Source organism: Paraburkholderia terricola, assembly GCF_003330825.1.
GTDB classification, from domain to species: domain Bacteria; phylum Pseudomonadota; class Gammaproteobacteria; order Burkholderiales; family Burkholderiaceae; genus Paraburkholderia; species Paraburkholderia terricola.
This window is the reverse complement of sequence record NZ_CP024942.1, coordinates 915,555-933,700: the sequence shown is the minus strand read 5'-3', so window position 1 is coordinate 933,700 and position 18,146 is coordinate 915,555. Positions and strand designations below refer to the sequence as shown.

Sequence of the window (18,146 nt, the reverse complement as noted above, 5' to 3'; positions counted from 1 at the left end):
CAGCAGATCAAACGGCGATGAGGCAATTCGATCAGTCAGTCCAACGCGCCGATCGAGCGCGACGGAATCTACAGGAGAGACGGAGACATGGGATATCCCAACGTAGCCCAGCGAGGCACCGCGCCATTCACGCATAACCGCTGGGTGCAACTGGCAATCGGCATCGTGTGTATGGGGCTAGTCGCGAACCTGCAATATGCGTGGACGCTGTTCGTCGTACCAATGGACAACGCGCACCATTGGGGCCAGGCCGCGATTCAGACCGCGTTCACCATTTTCATCGTCACGGAAACGTGGCTCGTGCCCGTTGAAGGGTGGCTCGTCGACAAGTTCGGGCCGCGCCCCGTTGTGATCGGTGGCTCGTTGTGCGCGGCGCTAGGCTGGATCATCGACGCGCATGCAAGCAGTCTCACCGAGCTTTACGTCGCGGCGGTGATCGCCGGTATCGGCGCAGGTTGCGTGTATGGCACCTGTGTCGGCACGGCGCTCAAATGGTTTCCCGACAAGCGCGGTCTCGCGGCCGGCTTGACCGCGGCGGGTTTCGGCGCGGGCGCGGCCGTCACCGTGATTCCGATCGCCAACATGATTCAGCGCTCGGGCTACGAGCACACGTTCATGTTCTTCGGCATTTTCCAGGGCGTCTGCATTTTGCTGCTCGCCACCATGCTGATACGCCCGAAGCCGCCCGCAACGGCAGTCGCGGCCAAGCGCGTGGTCGCCACCAAGATCGATTACACGCCCGGCCAGATGATCCGTTCGCCGCTCTTCTGGGTGCTGTATCTGATGTTCGTGTTCGTTGCCGCCGGCGGCATCATCGCGACCGCGCAGCTTGGACCCATCGCGAAGGAATACGGCTTTGCCAAGCTGCCTGTCAATTTGATGGGCATCACGCTGCCGCTGTTGACGATGACGCTGTCGATCGACAATCTGTGCAACGGCTTCACGCGTCCGTTGTGCGGTTTTCTGTCGGACCGAATCGGCCGCGAAAACACGATGTTCATGATCTTTCTCGGCGAAGGCGTCGCGCTGCTCGGGCTGATGGAATTCGGCCATAACCCGTACGCGTTCATGTTCTTCGCGGCCGCCGTGTTCCTGTGCTGGGGCGAGATCTTCTCGATCTTCCCGGCGACCTGCGCGGACACGTTCGGCAGTAAATACGCCGCCGCTAACGCGGGCACGCTTTACACCGCGAAGGGCACCGCATCGATGCTGGTGCCGATCGCCTCGGTGCTGTCGGCGAACGGCGGGTGGAGCACGGTGTTCATTTCAGCGGCGGTGGTGTCGATCGCGGCGGCCGTGTCTGCGAAATTCATCCTCGCGCCAATGAGAAAGCGCTGGATCGAGAACAGTTCCAGCGCGTCGGCCAGCGTGGTCGTCGCGGAAGCGCGGTCGTAGCCATTGGCTGCTCTCGCCTGGGTCAACGCGTGAGCCTGTAGTCGCTCGCTCACGATTCAACGGAAGGTGATGTCCCATCGTGGCGTGAGCTGCGGCGGCGACAACACACCCTCCACGGCGTTATTCGACAGCGCCGCGTCGCGACCTTTGCAGCTTCGCCTGCAAGGGTCGCTTTCCGCATTCCCTCTTCATATAGGTAAAGCGCGGGCCGCGCGGCATCCGCACGTCTGTCGATACGCGTGGATCTCACTCACTAGACTTATGTAGATATGTGATATATGGTATATAAAAAGCCCAATGAGTAGCACAGGTGCCCCGGACAACGGCCACCTTGAACCTGGAAAGCACTGTCAATGGCTAATACGCAAACCGATGTTCGCCCAATGGCGTTGCCATTGACGCTCGAGCCGATCAACGCGACGGCTTCGCTGCGCGACCAGGCCTACGCAAAGCTGAAGCAGGCGATTGCCGAAGCCGACATCTATCGCTCGCGCGAAGAGATCCGGCTCGACGAAAGAGAATTGACGGAGGCGCTCGGCGTAAGCCGCACGCCGGTTCGCGAAGCGATGACGCTGCTCGAACAGGAAGGTTTTCTGCGCACGGTGCCGCGCCGCGGCATCTACATTCAGCGCAAGACGAAGAAAGAGATCGTCGACATGATCTACATGTGGGCGGCGCTCGAAAGCATGGCCGCGCGCCTGGCGACGCGGCGCGCATCGGAGAGCGAGATTGCCGGTCTCAGGCGCATGTTCGACGACTTCCGCGATACCACGCCGGCCGAGCATATCGACGAGTATTCGGAAGCGAACATCGCGTTTCATCAGGCGATCGTGCAACTCTCGCAATCGCAGATTCTGCTCGACACGATGAAGAATCTGTTCGTACACGTGCGCGCGATCCGCAAAATGACCATTTCGCAAAGCAACCGGGCATCGCGCTCGATTGTCGATCACATGCGCATTATCGAGGCGTTGGAGCGGCGCGATACCGAGTTGGTCGAGAGCCTCGTGCGCCAGCATTCGCTCGAGCTGGCGGCGTTTGTCGAGGCCAACTGCGATTTCCTCGACTGAGCTTCCGGCTGGTTGGTGGGGCGGCGTAGCCGCTAGCTGTATCAAGCCAGCAGTCGGCACGTACCTATAAGAATCCCTGAAGAGCATCCCTAAAGGCACTGTCACGCGTCGAGCGTTGCGGTGCTTTTTTGCGTCCACGGGCATGGCGTACCCCGCGACCAACGCAGCCTGCAAATTCCTTTCATCCGGCGCTCGCCCGCCGGCGCTACAGAGAAAAACGCCGTCTTTGTGGTTTGTGCAATGCAAACCTTCTACCCCGAATACGCCTTAAATCCAGACCTCGCGTACAAGCTGCAATGCAGCAATCCCATCTCTTCCGCAAAATAGGCTTGAACTAATACTGTGTGTGGAATATTGTATATCACGAACCACACAACGCCCCGTCACGGAGGAGAGACGTCATGGCAGAAGCCGACAGCACGACAGTAGAAGAGACATTGAAACAACAGGCGACCGAGACGACCGACGGATTCCATCTCGTCATCGACGCGCTGAAACTGAACGACATCGACACCATCTTTGGGCTGGTCGGTATCCCCATCACCGATCTCGCACGGCTCGCGCAAGCGGAAGGCATGCGCTTCATCGGCTTTCGTCATGAACAGCACGCGGGCAACGCGGCGGCGATCGCCGGCTTCATGACGCAGAAGCCGGGCATCTGTCTGACGGTGTCGGCGCCGGGCTTTCTGAACGGCCTCACGGCGCTCGCCAACGCGACGACCAACTGCTTCCCGATGATCCTGATCAGCGGTTCGAGCGAGCGTGAAATCGTCGATCTGCAGCAAGGCGATTACGAGGAAATGGACCAGTTGAATGCGGCCAAGCCTTACGCGAAGGCCGCCTATCGGGTGCTGCACGCGGAAGACATCGGCGTCGGCGTGGCGCGCGCGATTCGCGCCGCGGTGTCCGGGCGTCCCGGCGGCGTGTATCTCGACCTGCCGGCCAAGCTGCTCGCGCAAACGCTCGATGCGGTGAAGGCCCAGCAGTCGCTGATCAAAGTAGTCGACGCCGCGCCGCGCCAATTGCCGGCGCCTGACTCGGTCAAGCGCGCGATCGATGTGTTGAAGAGCGCGAAGCGTCCGCTGATTTTGCTCGGCAAGGGCGCGGCCTATGCGCAGGCCGACGCGGAGATTCGCGCGTTCGTCGAGCAAAGCGGCATTCCGTATCTGCCGATGTCGATGGCCAAGGGCCTGTTGCCGGATACGCACGAGCAATCGGCGTCGGCGGCGCGCTCGTTCGTATTGCAGGAAGCGGACGTGGTCGTGCTGATCGGCGCGCGCCTGAACTGGCTGCTCTCGCATGGCAAGGGCAAGACGTGGGGCGCGGAGCCGAAGAAGTTCGTGCAGGTGGATATTTCGCCGACCGAAATCGACAGCAACGTCGCGATTGCCGCGCCGGTGATCGGCGATATCGGCTCCTGCGTGGCGGCGCTGCGCGCCGGGCTCGATGCGGGCTTCAGGAAGCCGGGCACGGAATGGACGGGTGCGATCGCCGAACGCAAGAACAAGAATCTCGCGAAGATGGCCGCGACGCTCGACAAGAATCCGTCGCCGATGAATTTCCACAGCGCGTTGCGGGCAATCCGCGATGTGCTGAAGACGCGCCCCGACATCAACGTCGTCAACGAAGGCGCGAATACGCTCGACTACGCGCGCAGCATCATCGACATGTACGAGCCGCGCAAGCGCTTCGATTCGGGCACGTGGGGAATCATGGGCATCGGCATGGGCTTCGCGATCGGCGCGGCGGTGACGAGCGGCAAGCAGGTCGTCGCGATCGAAGGCGACAGCGCGTTCGGCTTCAGCGGCATGGAACTCGAAACCATCTGCCGTTACGACTTGCCGGTTTGCACGATCGTGTTCAACAACAACGGCGTGTACCGCGGCACCGACGTGAACCCCACCGGGGGCAAGGACGTCGCGCCGACCGTGTTCGTGAAGGGCGCGCGCTACGACAAGATGATCGAGGCATTCGGCGGTATCGGCCACAACGCCACCACGCCGGAAGAACTGACGAAGGCGCTGCTCGAGGCGATCGCATCGGGCAAGCCGACCTTGATCAATGCCGTCATCGACGAGGCGGCGGGCACCGAAAGCGGCCGCCTGACGAATCTGAATCCGCAAAGCGCGGCGATGAAAAAGTAACCCAGAGCAACCACGGAGATACAAAGTGACCAAACCTCTCGAAGGCATCAAGATCATCGACTTCACCCACGTCCAGGCCGGTCCCGCGTGCACGCAGTTGCTTGCCTGGTTCGGAGCCGACGTGATCAAGGTTGAAAGGCCGGGTTCCGGCGACGTGACGCGCAACCAGTTGCGCGACATTCCCGACGCCGACGCGTTGTACTTCACGATGCTCAACAGCAACAAGAAGTCGTTGACGCTGGACACGAAAAAACCCGAGGGCAAGGAGATCCTCGAAAAGCTCGTCCGCGAATCGGACGTGCTGGTCGAGAACTTCGGCCCCGGCGCGTTGGACCGCATGGGCTTTTCGTGGGAACGCCTGAACGAACTCAATCCGAAGATGATCGTGGCTTCGGTGAAGGGCTTCAGCGACGGCCATCATTACGACGACCTGAAGGTCTACGAAAACGTCGCGCAATGCGCGGGCGGCGCGGCGTCGACCACCGGCTTCTGGGACGGTCCGCCGACCATCAGCGCCGCGGCGCTGGGCGACAGCAACACCGGCATGCATCTGGCAATCGGCATCCTGACCGCGCTGATCGGCCGCGACAAAACCGGCAAGGGCCAGAAGGTCGCGGTGTCGATGCAGGACAGCGTGCTGAACCTGTGCCGCGTGAAGTTGCGCGACCAGCAGCGTCTCGAACGCGTGGGCTATCTTGAGGAATATCCGCAATATCCGCACGGCGAATTCAGCGACGTGGTGCCGCGCGGCGGCAATGCGGGCGGCGGCGGCCAGCCGGGCTGGGTGCTCAAGTGCAAGGGCTGGGAAACCGATCCGAACGCATACATCTACTTCACGATCCAGGGCCATGCATGGGAGCCGATCTGCAGGGCAATCGGCAAACCCGAATGGATCGACGATCCGGCCTACAAGACCGCTGAAGCGCGTCAACCGCATATCTTCGATATCTTCGGCACCATCGAAACCTGGCTCGCCGACAAGACCAAGTTCGAAGCGGTCGACATCCTGCGCAAGTTCGACATTCCCTGCGCGCCGGTGCTGACGATGAAGGAACTGGCGAACGACCCGTCGCTGCGCGCGAGCGGCACGATCGTCGAGGTGCCGCACAAGAAACGCGGCACGTATCTGACGGTCGGCAGCCCGATCAAGTTCTCGGACCTGAAGCCGGAAGTCACCGCGTCGCCGCTGCTCGGCGAACACACCGACGAAGTGCTGGCGAGCCTTGGCTACAGTCAGCAGGAAATCTTCAATCTGCGCGAAGTGAAAGCGGTTTAACGGTGTCACGCAGGGCCGGCTTCATGCCGGCGCCTGGCGGATACGGCGTCTGTCGCGGACGCCGTATCCGGCTCAACGATCAGCGTCATAACTTGTGAGGGGAGCGCCAACCATGCAAACAACAACCATCGACTTCGAGCAGCTCGTCAACGCAATCGGCGACGCGATCATCATCTCCGACGCCACCGGCAGCATCACGTTATGGAACCCCGCGGCCGAGCGCATGTTCGGCTTCACGCAAGCCGAGGCGTTGGGAAAGTCGCTGGATCTGATCATCCCCGAGCGTTTGCGCGGCCGTCACTGGGACGGCTATCACAAGACCATGACAACGGGCGAAACCCGTTATGGCAACGACGTGCTACGCGTTCCCGCCGCGCATAAGGACGGCCGCTCGCTGTCGATCGCCTTCACGGTTGCGTTGCTGCATTCGCCGCAAAACGAATTGACCGGCATCGTCGCCGTGATTCGCGACGAAACCAGTCGCTTCCAGGAAGATCGCGCGCTGCGCAAGCGCCTCGCGGAACTGGAAGCGTCGGCAGGCGCTTGAGTGGTCGCACAGGAGAATTCCGATGCACGTAGAAGTATTGGGCAAGTACCGGCTCGAGTTGTCCGCGATGCAATGGATTCACAACGGCGGTTGGGCCGCCTACGTGGCGATTCGCACGGTCGAGGAAAACCATTCGGCGCAGCCCGATCTGCTGCCGTATCAGCAGGTGGTCGACGAAGCGATTTTTGAAAGCGAGGCGGCGGCGATTGCCGGGGCGCGCCGTGTCGCGATGGCATTGCTCACGCCCGCCGCCCGAAAACGCTAAGCCCGCATTGCATACGACGTCGCGGCACGCGCCCGGCCGGCTCGTCCAGAACAACCACGATTAATTCAGGGAGACCCGACATGGGCAAAGCATTGGAGGATGTGAGAATCCTCGACTTCACGCATGTGCAGTCGGGCCCGACCTGCACGCAGTTGCTGGCATGGTTCGGCGCCGACGTCATCAAGGTCGAGCGGGCGGGAGCGGGCGACATCACGCGCGAGCAATTGCGTGACATCCCCGAAGCGGACAGCCTTTACTTCACGATGCTCAACCACAACAAGCGCTCGATCACGATCGACACGAAGCATCCTGAAGGCAAGCTGGTTCTCGAGGAACTGATCCAGTCGTGCGACGTGCTGGTGGAGAATTTCGCACCCGGCGCGCTCGACCGGATGGGCTTCACCTGGGAGCGCATCCAGGAACTCAATCCGCGCATGATCGTCGCCTCGGTGAAGGGCTTCGGCCCCGGTCCCTATGAAGATTGCAAGGTGTACGAGAACGTGGCGCAGTGCGTCGGCGGCGCGGCCTCGACAACCGGTTTCGACGATGGCCCGCCCGTGGTGACCGGCGCGCAGATCGGCGACAGCGGCACGGGCCTGCATCTCGCGCTCGGCATCGTCACGGCGCTCTATCAACGCAAATCGACGGGACGCGGCCAACATGTGCTGGCCGCGATGCAGGACGGCGTGCTCAATCTGTGCCGCGTGAAGTTGCGCGACCAGCAGCGGCTGGAACGCACCGGCGTGATGAAAGAGTACCCGCAACATCCGAACGGCATATTCGGCGAAGCGGTGCCGCGCGCGGGCAACGCATCCGGCGGCGGTCAGCCTGGCTGGATTCTCAAATGCAAGGGCTGGGAAACCGACCCGAACGCGTATATCTACTTCATCGCGCAGGCCCCTGTATGGGCCAAAATCTGCAACGTGATCGGCCGTGAAGAATGGACCACGGACCCGAACTACGCGACGCCCGCCGCGCGCCTGCCGCATCTGAAAGACATTTTCGCCGAGGTCGAGCGCTGGACCATGACCAAGACGAAGTTCGAGGCGATGGCCATCCTCAACAAATACGACATTCCGTGCGGCCCGATTCTCTCCATGAAAGAGATCGCGGAAGAGCCGTCGCTGCGCAAGACCGGCACGATCGTCGAAGTCGATCATCCGGTGCGCGGCAAGTATCTGACGGTCGGCAATCCGATCAAGCTGTCGGACAGTCCCACTGAAGTCACGCGCTCGCCGCTCCTCGGCGAACACACCGACGAGGTGATGGCCGAACTCGGCTACACCGCCGACCAGATCGCTCATTTGCGCACCGTCGGCGCGATTTGAGCGCGTCGGCGGCGACCGCCCACGGCGTTCCGACGCACGCATAACAAGACCTTGCGGCGCGACCTTTCCGGTCGCGTCATCGCAACACCAATATTGCAGGAGACAATCCGATGACAGCGTGGATACGTTTTCGTCTTGCCGATGGCCATACGCGCTTCGGAATACTCGATGCGGAAAGCGTCACTGAATACGCCGGCGACATGTTCGGCGATGCCATATCGACCGGCCACGTGCACGGCGTCGATGAACTGACGCTGCTGAGCCCGTGCGTGCCGACCAAGGTCGTCGCGTTGTGGAATAACTTCTATGCGCTCTCCGAGAAACTCGGCAAGGCGCCGCCCGCGCATCCGCTCTTTCTGATCAAGCCGCCGACCTCGGTGATCGGTCAACGCGAACCGATCCGGCGGCCGCCTGCATACGGCGGCAAGATCGCCTACGAAGGCGAGCTCGCCATCGTGATCGGCAAGCGTTGCGGCAACGTATCGGTCGAAGCGGCGAGCGACCACATCTTCGGCTACACCTGCATCAACGATGTCACCGCCGGCGAACTGCTGAACGAAGACGTCAATTTCGCGCAGTGGTGCCGCTCGAAGGGCTTCGACACGTTTAGCTGCATCGGCCCCGCGATCCAGCGCGAGTTCGACTGGCGCGCGGCGCGCGTGGTGACGACGCTCGACGGCGTCGAGCGGCAGAACTATCCGCTCGCGGACATGATCTTTTCGCCCGCCGAACAGGTGAGCCTGATTTCGCAGGACATGACGCTGGAGCCGGGCGACGTGATCGCGTGCGGCACGTCGATCGGCGTGGGCTCGATCAAGGACGGCGCGACGGTCGACGTAGCGATCGACGGCATCGGCGTCCTCTCGAACACGCTCGCGCTGGAGAGTTGACATGCCGATGACGATTGCCGTGCCGCGCGAGATCCGCGACGGCGAAAGGCGGGTGGCCGCGACGCCCGAAACGGTCGGGCAGTTGCTGAAGCTCGGCTTCGCGGTGAATGTGGAAACCGAAGCCGGCGTGCGCGCGTCGTTCGATGACGATGCGTACCGCGCGGCGGGCGCGCAGATCGTGAGCGACCCCCGCGCGTTGTGGGCCGATGCCGATATCGTGATCAAGGTGCGCGCACCGGAATATCACCCCGCGCTCGGCGTCAGCGAAACCTCGCTGCTCAAAGCGGGCGCCACGCTGATCAGTTTCATCTGGCCCGCGCAGAACGCGGCGCTGCTCGAACAACTCGCCGAGCGCGGCGTGAACGCGATGGCGATGGACAGCGTGCCGCGCATCTCGCGTGCGCAGAAGCTCGACGCGCTGAGTTCGATGGCGAACATGGCCGGCTATCGCGCGGTGATCGAGGCGGCGCAGCACTTCGGCCGCGTCTTCACCGGGCAGATCACCGCGGCGGGCAAGATGCCGCCGGCGAAGGTGATGGTGATCGGCGCGGGCGTCGCGGGGCTGGCGGCGATCGGCGCCGCGCGCGGCCTCGGCGCGATCGTGCGGGCGTTCGATACGCGCCCGGAAGTCGAGCAGCAGGTCGAAAGCATGGGCGCCGAATTCCTCAAGCTTGACGTCGAGGAAGAGGGCAGCGGCGCGGGCGGCTACGCGAAGCAGATGAGCGCGAAGTTCATCGAGGCGGAAATGGCGTTGTTCGCCGCGCAGGCGAAAGAGGTCGACATCATCATCACGACCGCGCTGATTCCCGGCAAGCCGGCGCCGAAGCTGATCACCGCTGCGATGGTGGCGGGCATGCGGCCGGGCAGCGTGATCGTCGACATGGCGGCGGAGCAGGGCGGCAATTGCGAACTGACGCAGCCGGGCGTCGTGGCCGCCGTCAACGGCGTGACGATCATCGGCTACACCGACTTGCCGAGCCGGATGGCGACGCAATCGAGTCAGCTTTACGGCACCAACATCCGGCATCTGCTCACCGATCTGACGCCGCAAAAAGACGGCATCGCGCGTATCGACATGAACGACGACGTGATGCGCGGCGCGACCGTGGTGTACGAAGGGCAAATCAGTTGGCCGCCCCCTCCGCCGAAACAGGCGGCGATCGCGGTGCACAAGCCAGCGCCCGCGAAGGCCGCCGCCATTGCCGCCGATGCGAAGGAACCGGCTCGCGGCTCGCGCTCTACGTCGCTGATTCTGCTCGCGGTCGCCGCCGTGGGGCTGCTCGCGTTGGGCGCGGTCGCGCCGCCCGCCTTCGTCGCGCACCTGACCGTGTTCGTGCTCGCGGTGTTCGTCGGCTATCAGGTGGTATGGAACGTGACGCCCGCGTTGCACACGCCGCTGATGAGCGTGACCAACGCGATCAGCGGAATCATCGTGATCGGCGCGCTGCTGCAACTCGGCACGCCGAACGCGCTGGTCACCGTGCTCGGCGGCATCGCATTGCTGGTCGCCACGATCAACATCGCCGGCGGGTTCCTCGTGACCCAGCGGATGCTGAAGATGTTTCAGCGCAACTAAGGAGAAGTCATGCTGAACGGAATCGGCAACATCGCGTATCTCGGCGCAAGCACGCTGTTCATTCTCAGCCTGCGTGGCCTGAGTCATCCGAGCAGCGCGCGGCGCGGCAATCTGTACGGCGTCGCCGGCATGCTGATCGCGGTCGTCGCGACACTTCTGATCGCGCAAGGCGCGGGCATCGAGGTCGTGCTCGCCGCAGCCGTGATCGGCGCGGCAATCGGCGCATTGCTCGCGCGCCGTGTCGAGATGACGCAAATGCCGCAACTGGTCGCGGTCCTGCACAGCTTCGTCGGACTTGCCGCGGTGCTGATCGGCGTCACCAATTATCTGATGCCCGCCGGCGAGCTCGGCGGAGCCGAACGCGCGATCCATCTGATCGAGATCTACCTCGGCGTGTTTATCGGCACGGTCACGTTCACCGGCTCGATCGTCGCGTTCCTCAAGCTGCAAGGCACGGTGAGCGGCAAGCCGCTCGTCATTCCGGGCCGGCATCTGCTGAATCTCGCGGTGCTCGTGCTGTGCATCGCGATCGGCTATCGCTTTCTTGCGGTGCCGGCGGGTGCCGACGGCGTCGTTGCGTTGCTCGCAATGATCGTGCTGGCCGGCGCGCTCGGCGTGCATCTGGTGATGGCGATCGGCGGCGCGGATATGCCGGTCGTCGTCTCGATGCTGAACAGCTATTCCGGCTGGGCGGCGGCCGCCACCGGCTTCATGCTGAGCAACGATCTGCTGATCACGACCGGCGCGCTGGTCGGCTCTAGCGGCGCGATTCTCAGCTACATCATGTGCCGCGCGATGAACCGCAGTTTCATCTCGGTGATTCTCGGCGGCTTCGGCGCGGCAAGCGGCACCAGTTCGGCGGATATCGCCGGCGAAGTCGTGCCGACCACCGTCGATGAAGTCTGCGCGATTCTGCGCGACGCGTCCGAGGTGATCATCGTGCCGGGCTACGGCATGGCGGTCGCGCAGGCGCAAACGACGATCAGCGACATCACGCGCAAGCTCGAAGGGCTCGGCGTGCGCGTGCGCTTCGGCATCCATCCGGTGGCGGGGCGCTTGCCGGGCCACATGAACGTGCTGCTCGCGGAAGCGAAAGTGCCGTACGACATCGTGCTCGAAATGGATGAGATCAACGAGGACTTCACCAACACGGACGTCGTGCTCGTGATCGGCGCGAACGACATCGTCAACCCCGGCGCGCTCGAAGATCCGGGCAGCCCGATCGCGGGGATGCCGGTGCTCGAAGTGTGGAAGGCGCGCACGGTGGTCGTGTCGAAGCGCAGCATGGCGACCGGTTACGCGGGTGTCGACAATCCGCTCTTTTACAAGGACAACACGCGGATGCTGTTCGGCGATGCGAAGGGCAGCGTCGACGCGTTGCTCCGGCAATTAGAGGCCGCCTGAAGAACGCATCGAGGAACGCAGCGAAAAACAACACGGAAAGCGGCCCGAGAAGCCCCACCGCCGCCAACGACGGAGACAAAAAACGTGCCTAAAAAGAACTTGGCCTCTGCCGCGGTGCGCTGGCTGCTGAGCTTCGCGCCGCATCCGGTGACGGCGAAATGGCCGGAGCGTTTCCGATCGTGTGTCGGCGCGCTCTTCGGCATCGCGTTCACTGGCGGGTCGATGTATTTTCTGGTCGGCGCGGACGCGGCGATGCCGCTGCTGGTCGCGCCGATGGGCGCATCGGCCGTGCTGCTGTTCGGCGTGCCGGCGAGCCCGCTGGCGCAGCCGTGGTCGATCATCGGCGGCAATCTGGTATCGGCCGTGGTCGGCGTTGCCTGTGCGAGCTGGATCGCCAACCCGGTTGCGGCCGCGACGCTCGCGGTGTCGCTCGCGATCTGCGCAATGTTTGCGCTGCGCTGTGTGCATCCGCCGTCAGGGGCGGTTGCGTTGACGGCGGTGTTGGGCGGTCCCGCGATTCATGCAATGGGCTACCGCTTCGTACTCGAGCCGATTGCGATTCAGTCGATCGCGCTGCTCTGCGCGGCGCTCGTGTTTCATGCGCTGACGGGGCATCGGTATCCGCACGTTCCCGCGCAGAATCCGCAGCCCGGCGCGGCCCCGACGCCGGGTTTCACACGGGCCGATCTGGATGCGGTGCTCGCCAAACGCAGCGAATGGCTCGACATCGACGCGGACGATCTCGAAGCGCTGCTGCACGAAACGCAATTGCAGGGCTACACCCGCGCGCTGAACCAGTTGACGTGCGCCACCATCATGTCGCGGCCGACAGCGGCCAGCGCGGCAAGCGCGGCAAGCGCGGTAACCGCGCACGCCGAGCCGCGCGCGGCCAGCGTGAACACGCCGATCGCCGAACTCGTGCCGCTGTTCGCGACTCACGGCCATCATCACATTCCGGTGCTGGACGCCGAGCGGCGACTCGTCGGGATGGTGACGCCGAGCGATGTGATCGCCGGCTTGCATCGTCACGCGCAACGCTCGCCGCGACGCGCCGCGTAGGCTCGAATGCGAACCCCGCGCGGACAGCGCAACGGATCGGATCAGACCGCCATGCGCCGAAGCATGTTCAGCAGCGTGTCGAATGAAAGCGGCTTGCGCGCGTATTCGATCACGGGATTCGGCTGCACGGGAATGTCCGCCGCCGCGCTGCACAGAATGATCGGGATGGCGCGCAGTTCCGGGTCCTCGTACAGCGCCGCGCACAGTTGCAGCCCTGACATGACCGGCATCATGCAGTCCGACACGACGACGTCGGGGCGAGTCTTGCGTATCTGTTCGAGCGCGGCGGCGCCATTCGACGCCGTCAGCACCGTGTAGCCGTGCCGCTCCAGCAGCAGTCGCCAGACCGTGAGAATGTCGAACTCGTCGTCCACGACCAGGATGGTTTTCATGAGCGGCTACGTCATGCGTCGCGGCTGTAGCGTGGCGGACAGGCCGGGACTCGAATACACGCTCGCGGGACTGAGCGCGCACTCCGCTACATCGAGGCCCTGCGACGAAATCACGAGTTCGCGCAGGGACGTCTCGTGCGCGCTTTCGCGCTGCTTGACCACCGAGATCATGCGCCGCAACCCCGACTCGGTTTCGGCGTAACGCAACAGCACCAGGTTTTCGGTCAACGCCGAAACCCGCACGCCTCTCGCATGGCCGGGGTCGGCGTAAAGCGGCAGCTCTTCTGTCACCAGCGTGGTGACGGCGGCTTCGCGAAGCTGGTGCAGCAGGGCGTTGAGAAACAGCCCGAAGCGTTCGGTGCGCAACGCCGAATCGCGGAAACCTTCCATGCCGTCGATCACGATGCGCGACGCGCCGATCTTCCTGACCGTGGCGAGCGCGGTCGCCGCGAGTTCATCGACCGCAAGCTCGATCGCGGGTTGCCATTGAATGACGAGACGGCCGTCGTCGTACGCGTCGGTCAACGCGATCGACACCGCCTCGGCTTTGCCGATGAGCCGCTGCGGTCCTTCGTAAAAGCCGAGATAGACGCAGCGTTCGTCGCGCGCCACGCCGGCGGCCAGAAACTGCAGACCGAGCAGGGTCTTGCCCGCGCCCGACGGTCCCATCAGCGTGGTGGTCGAACCTTGCGCGAAGCCGCCGCCGAGCAGGCTGTCCAGATGCGGCAAGCCGAAACTCAGGCGCGCTTTCAGATCGACCGGACCCGGCTGCGCGGCGCACTGCGCTTCGAGGCGCGGGAACATCAGCAGCCCGCTTTCGGCGATGCGAAAGAAGTGCCTGCCCATCAGGTGATTGCGGGCGCGCATCTTGTGCACTTCGATTTCGCGGGCGCGGCGCATGCCGTCGCCATGGCGGTTCAGTTCGATCAGGCCGTCGACGAGCGTGTGTTCGGGATGCGGCTCGTTGCCGGAGAGCGGCGCGAGCAACAAGGTCGTGCAATTCATGGCCGCGACCAGCGCGTTCAACTCGTGAATGAACTTCGACAGCGCCAGTTCGGTTTCGCTGAATTCACGCGCGCTGCGAAAGCCGTCGATGATCATGAGGCTCGGGCGATAGTCGTAGATGCTGGAGGCGATCAGCCTGAGAAAACCGTCGAGACCGTCCTGCATCAACTCGTGATAGCCGGAGATGAACAGCATTTGCTGCGCGACCGCTTTCTCGTCGAAGAAGGCGAGGCCCTTGAGGTGCGCAAGCAGCTTGTCATGCGACTCCGCGATCAAGGTCATGTACAGCACCTTCTCGCCCCGGCTCACACGATGAAAACCGATCTGGCTCGACAGAATCGTCTTGCCCGCGCCGGCCATGCCTTCCAGCAGATACACGCCGCCGCTCACCAGACCGCCGCCAAGGATCTCGTCGAAACCGGGCACGCCCGTTTCCACGTTGGAGCGGGAAGATGTCTGCGATTCGTGAATGGTCATGGCGCGGTGTCGTTCAAAGGGCGGCGAGGCTGCGGCTCGGGGGGGAGCCGTCGATCGCTCAAATGAACACGAGTCAGCAATCGCTGTTCCCGCCTTGTCGGAGATCGCGCGTGACCGGAGCGGGCTGGCGTGGGAATGGTTCGACCGGCTGCGGGCTTCGCCGTGAACGGGCTGTGAGCTGGCTGTGAGTGGGCAATGGGCGTGGCGCGCGGTGCAAACGATTCGCAGCGGGCGCGCTGTATAGCGAAGGAATGCGGGCTTTCAAACCCGACGCTGCGAAGGCGTTGAGGAAGTGCGCGGGAAAGAAAGTCTCCCCGCGCAGGCAAAACTACAAATCATGCGCGAGCGATGTGTTTTTGCGTGTTCATCCGCGCTCGCGGACACCTCATCTCAACTACAGGCGAAACTGCTCGCGGCGTTGATGTCGCCGCCGCGATAGCGGGCCACCTTCGGATACGGACACAGCGGCCGCGTGCGTCCCGCGCCCCAATCCGCGGGGACGTCCGTGTTCGGCGTCACATTGCTCGCGTCGCGCGCCGTGGCGATCACGCTGTCCGGCGCCTTGCCCTGCTCGACCCACGAGATCATCGGCGTGAGCATGTCGAACTGATCGGCGCTCGGGCCGCCGCTGCAATGGTTCATGCCGGCGATCGTGTAAAGGCGCGCGAAGTTCGACGCGTCGCCGCCGTTGGCCGTCATGAGCCGCTGATACCAGTCGGTGGTGTCGTTCGATGAAAACACCGGGTCGCTCGTGCCGTGATAGACCATCAGCTTCGCGCCGCGTTGCTTCAGTGCGCCGAGGTTGGTCTCGTCGGGCGGCGTCATGAACGACCACGACGATTCGCCGTAGACGCCGCTGGTGGCGAAGATCTTCGGCGCGTCGGTGTCCATGCTGAAGTTGAGCGCGTAGGCGGACAGTTGGCTCAACACCGAGACACTCTGCGGCGGCGTGGTGAACGTGAAGGCCGCCGCGGCCGGATCGAGCGTGATGGAGTTCGACTGCTTCCACGCCGACCAGCCCTGGCCGAGACCCGCATCGTACGGAAAGCTCGCGTACAAAGCGGTGCCCGCGCTGTTGCGCGCGCCCGAGAACACGTTGCCGATCGCGTCTTTCTGCGCGCTCGTCAGACAGGTTCCGTCGCGTGCGTTGCTTGCGCAGGTCGGGACGTCATTGGCGAGGCTGAAATTGGCCTGGCATGCCTTGATGTCCTGGATGAGGCCGTCGCTCGCGCCATCCAGCGCGTCGCATTTCGCCAGTATCTTCGACGCGACCATCTGGCGTTCCGTGGCGGTAAAGCCCGTCGTGATGTCGGGTAAGCCGCTTGCCGTCGTCGCGGTCGCCACTTTCGCCAGTTGCTGCGCGCCCCACATTTCGCCGATGGCCGCTTTCGGCAAATGGAAACCTGGGTCGCCGGCAATGATCCCGTCGTATTCCGCCGACGAACGCGCCGCCGCGACCAGGGCATGACGGCCGCCGTTCGAGCAACCGTCGAAGTAACTGCGGTCTGGCGCCTTGCCATAGGCCAGCCGGATCACCTGCTTGGCCATCGGCGTGAGCGTGGCGACCGCGTTGTAACCATAGTCGAGACGCGCTTGCGGATCGAGGCCGAACAGCGGATTCTGCGACGCGCTGTGCCCGGCGTCCGAACTGATCACCGCGAAGCCCATGTTGAGCGCGTCGTTGGTCGGACCGCCGCCGCCGATCTCTCCCTTGGCGGTGACGATGTTGCCGTCCAGCCCGCCATTGGCCTGGTAGAAGAAGCGCCCGTTCCATGCAAGCGGCAGGCGCATCTCGAAGCCGATCGCATAGGTCTTGCCGTCCACGCTGCTCACGCGCTGGTTCATGTTGCCTTGAATCAGGCAGTGTTCGGCGATCGGTTTGCCGGCCACGCTGAGCGTGCCCGCCGCCACGTCCGTCACCGACGTAAAGACCGTGTTGGTGAACGCGAGCTTCGCGCCGAGCGTCGTGCAATTGCCCGCCAAGGTGCCCGGCGTGGCCGCGCTCAGTTGCGGCAGCGCGTTGGCGTTGGTGCTGGAATTGCCGGCGCCGCCGGTATCGTTGCCGCCGCACGCGGCGAGCGTGAGTGCCGCGGCTGCGGCGAGCGCAATGGCTGTGTGCTTCATGCGATGTCTCCTAGAACGAGTGCCGGACGCCGATCATCGCGCCGGTCTGGCCGGTGCCCGCGGTGGGCGTCGTGCCGCCGCCGCCCGAGCTGACGGAGTAGCGCGCCTTCGCGCTGTTGGCGAGATACGAGGCTTGCGCGTAGACGGCGGTGCGCTTCGAGAGCAGATAGGTGGTGCGCAAGGTGCCCATCGTGGCGCGCGTGTCGTGCTGGGTGTTGACGATGCGATAGACCTCGCCGTCGACGATGAAAGCCGGCGTCACGAAGTACGACGCGCCGACGAAAAACAGATTCGAGCGCACGCTCGCGACCGTGCCCGCCGACGGCTCCACGCGTCGATTGAGCCAGCCGGCGCCGAGCTTCGCTTTGCCGATGTTCGCGTAGGCGCTGACGTGGGTGCGGATGTCCTTGTCGGCCGCGTTGACGATGCGGGCCGGCGTCACGCCGTCGAAGAAATTCGCCGCCGCGGTGCTGCCGCCGCGCTGCTCTTCATACGAGGCCGCGACGCCGAACAGCGGCGCGTCGTACTTCAGCATCACGGACCATTCGCGGCATTCGGTTGCATGACCCGCGACAGAACCGGTGCAGGTGCCTTGTCCCGGCGAATTGCCGGTGCCCGCCGAGTCGCGGCCGAACGAATAGTTCGCGCCGAACGTCACGCCCGCATAGTTGCCCATGTAGACCACCGAGTTGTCGGCGCGGGCGTTCGGCACGTAGGCGTCGAGCGAGCCGAGGCCGTAGATGTCGGGGCCGATCAGGTCCGCGCCCATCAAGGCGAGGTACGTCATCGTGTATTGGCGGCCGAACGAAAGCGTGCCATACGGACTCTTGATGCCGACGAACGCCTGGCGGCCGAACAGTCTGCCGCCCTGGCCGAGATCGCCGCCGCGCACGTTGAAGCCGCTTTCCAGCGTGAATACCGCGCTGTAGCCGCCGCCCAGATCTTCGTTGCCGCGCAGTCCCCAGCGCGACGGGAATTCGCCGGTGATGCCGGGCATGCGGAAAACGCTCTTGCCCGCGGCGTTCGCGTGCGAGACGTATTCGATGCCCGTGTCGATGATGCCGTAGAGCGTCACGCTCGATTGGGCCGTTGCGGCGCCGCTGACGGCGCACAACGCGCCGCAAAGAAGAACACGTGCGGATGCTTGCATGAGGGGTGTCTCCAAACCGTTGATTGAATTTGTGTTGTTGTCGT

At 63.8% G+C, this 18,146-nt stretch carries 15 protein-coding genes; 11 read left to right on the top strand and 4 right to left on the bottom strand.

The window, feature by feature from the left end; all coding sequences use genetic code 11:
• Positions 1-87: 87 nt before the first annotated feature.
• The 11 genes from oxlT to CUJ90_RS22665 all read left to right on the top strand — a co-directional run bounded on the left by oxlT (position 88) and on the right by CUJ90_RS22665 (position 12,954).
• Positions 88-1,395 (top strand): oxalate/formate MFS antiporter, encoded by a 1,308-nt coding sequence (gene oxlT / locus CUJ90_RS22715; protein ID WP_083082196.1) that lies wholly within the window; start codon positions 88-90, stop codon positions 1,393-1,395.
• Between the two features lie 353 nt (positions 1,396-1,748).
• Complete coding sequence (locus CUJ90_RS22710) at positions 1,749-2,465, top strand: GntR family transcriptional regulator (RefSeq protein WP_114163977.1); 717 nt, start codon at positions 1,749-1,751, stop codon at positions 2,463-2,465.
• Between the two features lie 401 nt (positions 2,466-2,866).
• Positions 2,867-4,609 carry an oxalyl-CoA decarboxylase gene (oxc, locus tag CUJ90_RS22705; protein ID WP_083082198.1) on the top strand — a complete coding sequence of 581 codons (1,743 nt, stop codon included), beginning with the start codon at positions 2,867-2,869 and terminating at the stop codon, positions 4,607-4,609.
• A gap of 25 nt (positions 4,610-4,634) precedes the next feature.
• A complete protein-coding gene (gene frc / locus CUJ90_RS22700) occupies positions 4,635-5,885 on the top strand; it encodes a formyl-CoA transferase (RefSeq protein ID WP_073428720.1) in 1,251 nt (416 codons plus the stop codon).
• Between the two features lie 112 nt (positions 5,886-5,997).
• A complete protein-coding gene (locus CUJ90_RS22695; protein ID WP_073428719.1) occupies positions 5,998-6,432 on the top strand; it encodes a PAS domain-containing protein in 435 nt (144 codons plus the stop codon).
• 22 nt (positions 6,433-6,454) lie between these two features.
• On the top strand, positions 6,455-6,697 hold the full coding sequence (locus CUJ90_RS22690) for a hypothetical protein (RefSeq protein WP_073428718.1): 243 nt from the start codon (positions 6,455-6,457) through the stop codon (positions 6,695-6,697).
• Between the two features lie 80 nt (positions 6,698-6,777).
• Positions 6,778-8,025, top strand: coding sequence for a formyl-CoA transferase (gene frc / locus CUJ90_RS22685; RefSeq protein WP_073428717.1), 1,248 nt, complete (start codon positions 6,778-6,780; stop codon positions 8,023-8,025).
• A gap of 110 nt (positions 8,026-8,135) precedes the next feature.
• Positions 8,136-8,915 carry a fumarylacetoacetate hydrolase family protein gene (locus CUJ90_RS22680; protein ID WP_114163976.1) on the top strand — a complete coding sequence of 260 codons (780 nt, stop codon included), beginning with the start codon at positions 8,136-8,138 and terminating at the stop codon, positions 8,913-8,915.
• Between the two features lies 1 nt (position 8,916).
• Positions 8,917-10,491, top strand: coding sequence for a Re/Si-specific NAD(P)(+) transhydrogenase subunit alpha (locus tag CUJ90_RS22675; protein ID WP_083082201.1), 1,575 nt, complete (start codon positions 8,917-8,919; stop codon positions 10,489-10,491).
• A 9-nt stretch (positions 10,492-10,500) separates the two neighbouring features.
• Complete coding sequence (pntB, locus tag CUJ90_RS22670; RefSeq protein ID WP_073428714.1) at positions 10,501-11,895, top strand: Re/Si-specific NAD(P)(+) transhydrogenase subunit beta; 1,395 nt, start codon at positions 10,501-10,503, stop codon at positions 11,893-11,895.
• An 84-nt stretch (positions 11,896-11,979) separates the two neighbouring features.
• On the top strand, positions 11,980-12,954 hold the full coding sequence (locus CUJ90_RS22665) for an HPP family protein (protein ID WP_083082203.1): 975 nt from the start codon (positions 11,980-11,982) through the stop codon (positions 12,952-12,954).
• Between the two features lie 41 nt (positions 12,955-12,995).
• Here CUJ90_RS22665 and CUJ90_RS22660 read toward each other — a convergent pair whose 3' ends face one another.
• The 4 genes from CUJ90_RS22660 to CUJ90_RS22645 all read right to left on the bottom strand — a co-directional run bounded on the left by CUJ90_RS22660 (position 12,996) and on the right by CUJ90_RS22645 (position 18,102).
• Positions 12,996-13,346: a response regulator gene (locus CUJ90_RS22660; RefSeq protein ID WP_073428712.1), complete on the bottom strand. Its 351-nt coding sequence runs from the start codon at positions 13,344-13,346 to the stop codon at positions 12,996-12,998.
• Positions 13,347-13,352: 6 nt separating this feature from the next.
• The gene (locus tag CUJ90_RS22655) at positions 13,353-14,828 is read right to left on the bottom strand and encodes an ATPase domain-containing protein (protein ID WP_114163975.1); all 1,476 of its coding nucleotides are present in this window, start codon (positions 14,826-14,828) and stop codon (positions 13,353-13,355) included.
• Between the two features lie 390 nt (positions 14,829-15,218).
• Positions 15,219-16,952 carry a tannase/feruloyl esterase family alpha/beta hydrolase gene (locus CUJ90_RS22650; protein WP_073428710.1) on the bottom strand — a complete coding sequence of 578 codons (1,734 nt, stop codon included), beginning with the start codon at positions 16,950-16,952 and terminating at the stop codon, positions 15,219-15,221.
• A gap of 10 nt (positions 16,953-16,962) precedes the next feature.
• Positions 16,963-18,102 (bottom strand): porin, encoded by a 1,140-nt coding sequence (locus CUJ90_RS22645; RefSeq protein WP_114163974.1) that lies wholly within the window; start codon positions 18,100-18,102, stop codon positions 16,963-16,965.
• Between the last annotated feature and the right edge of the window lie 44 nt (positions 18,103-18,146).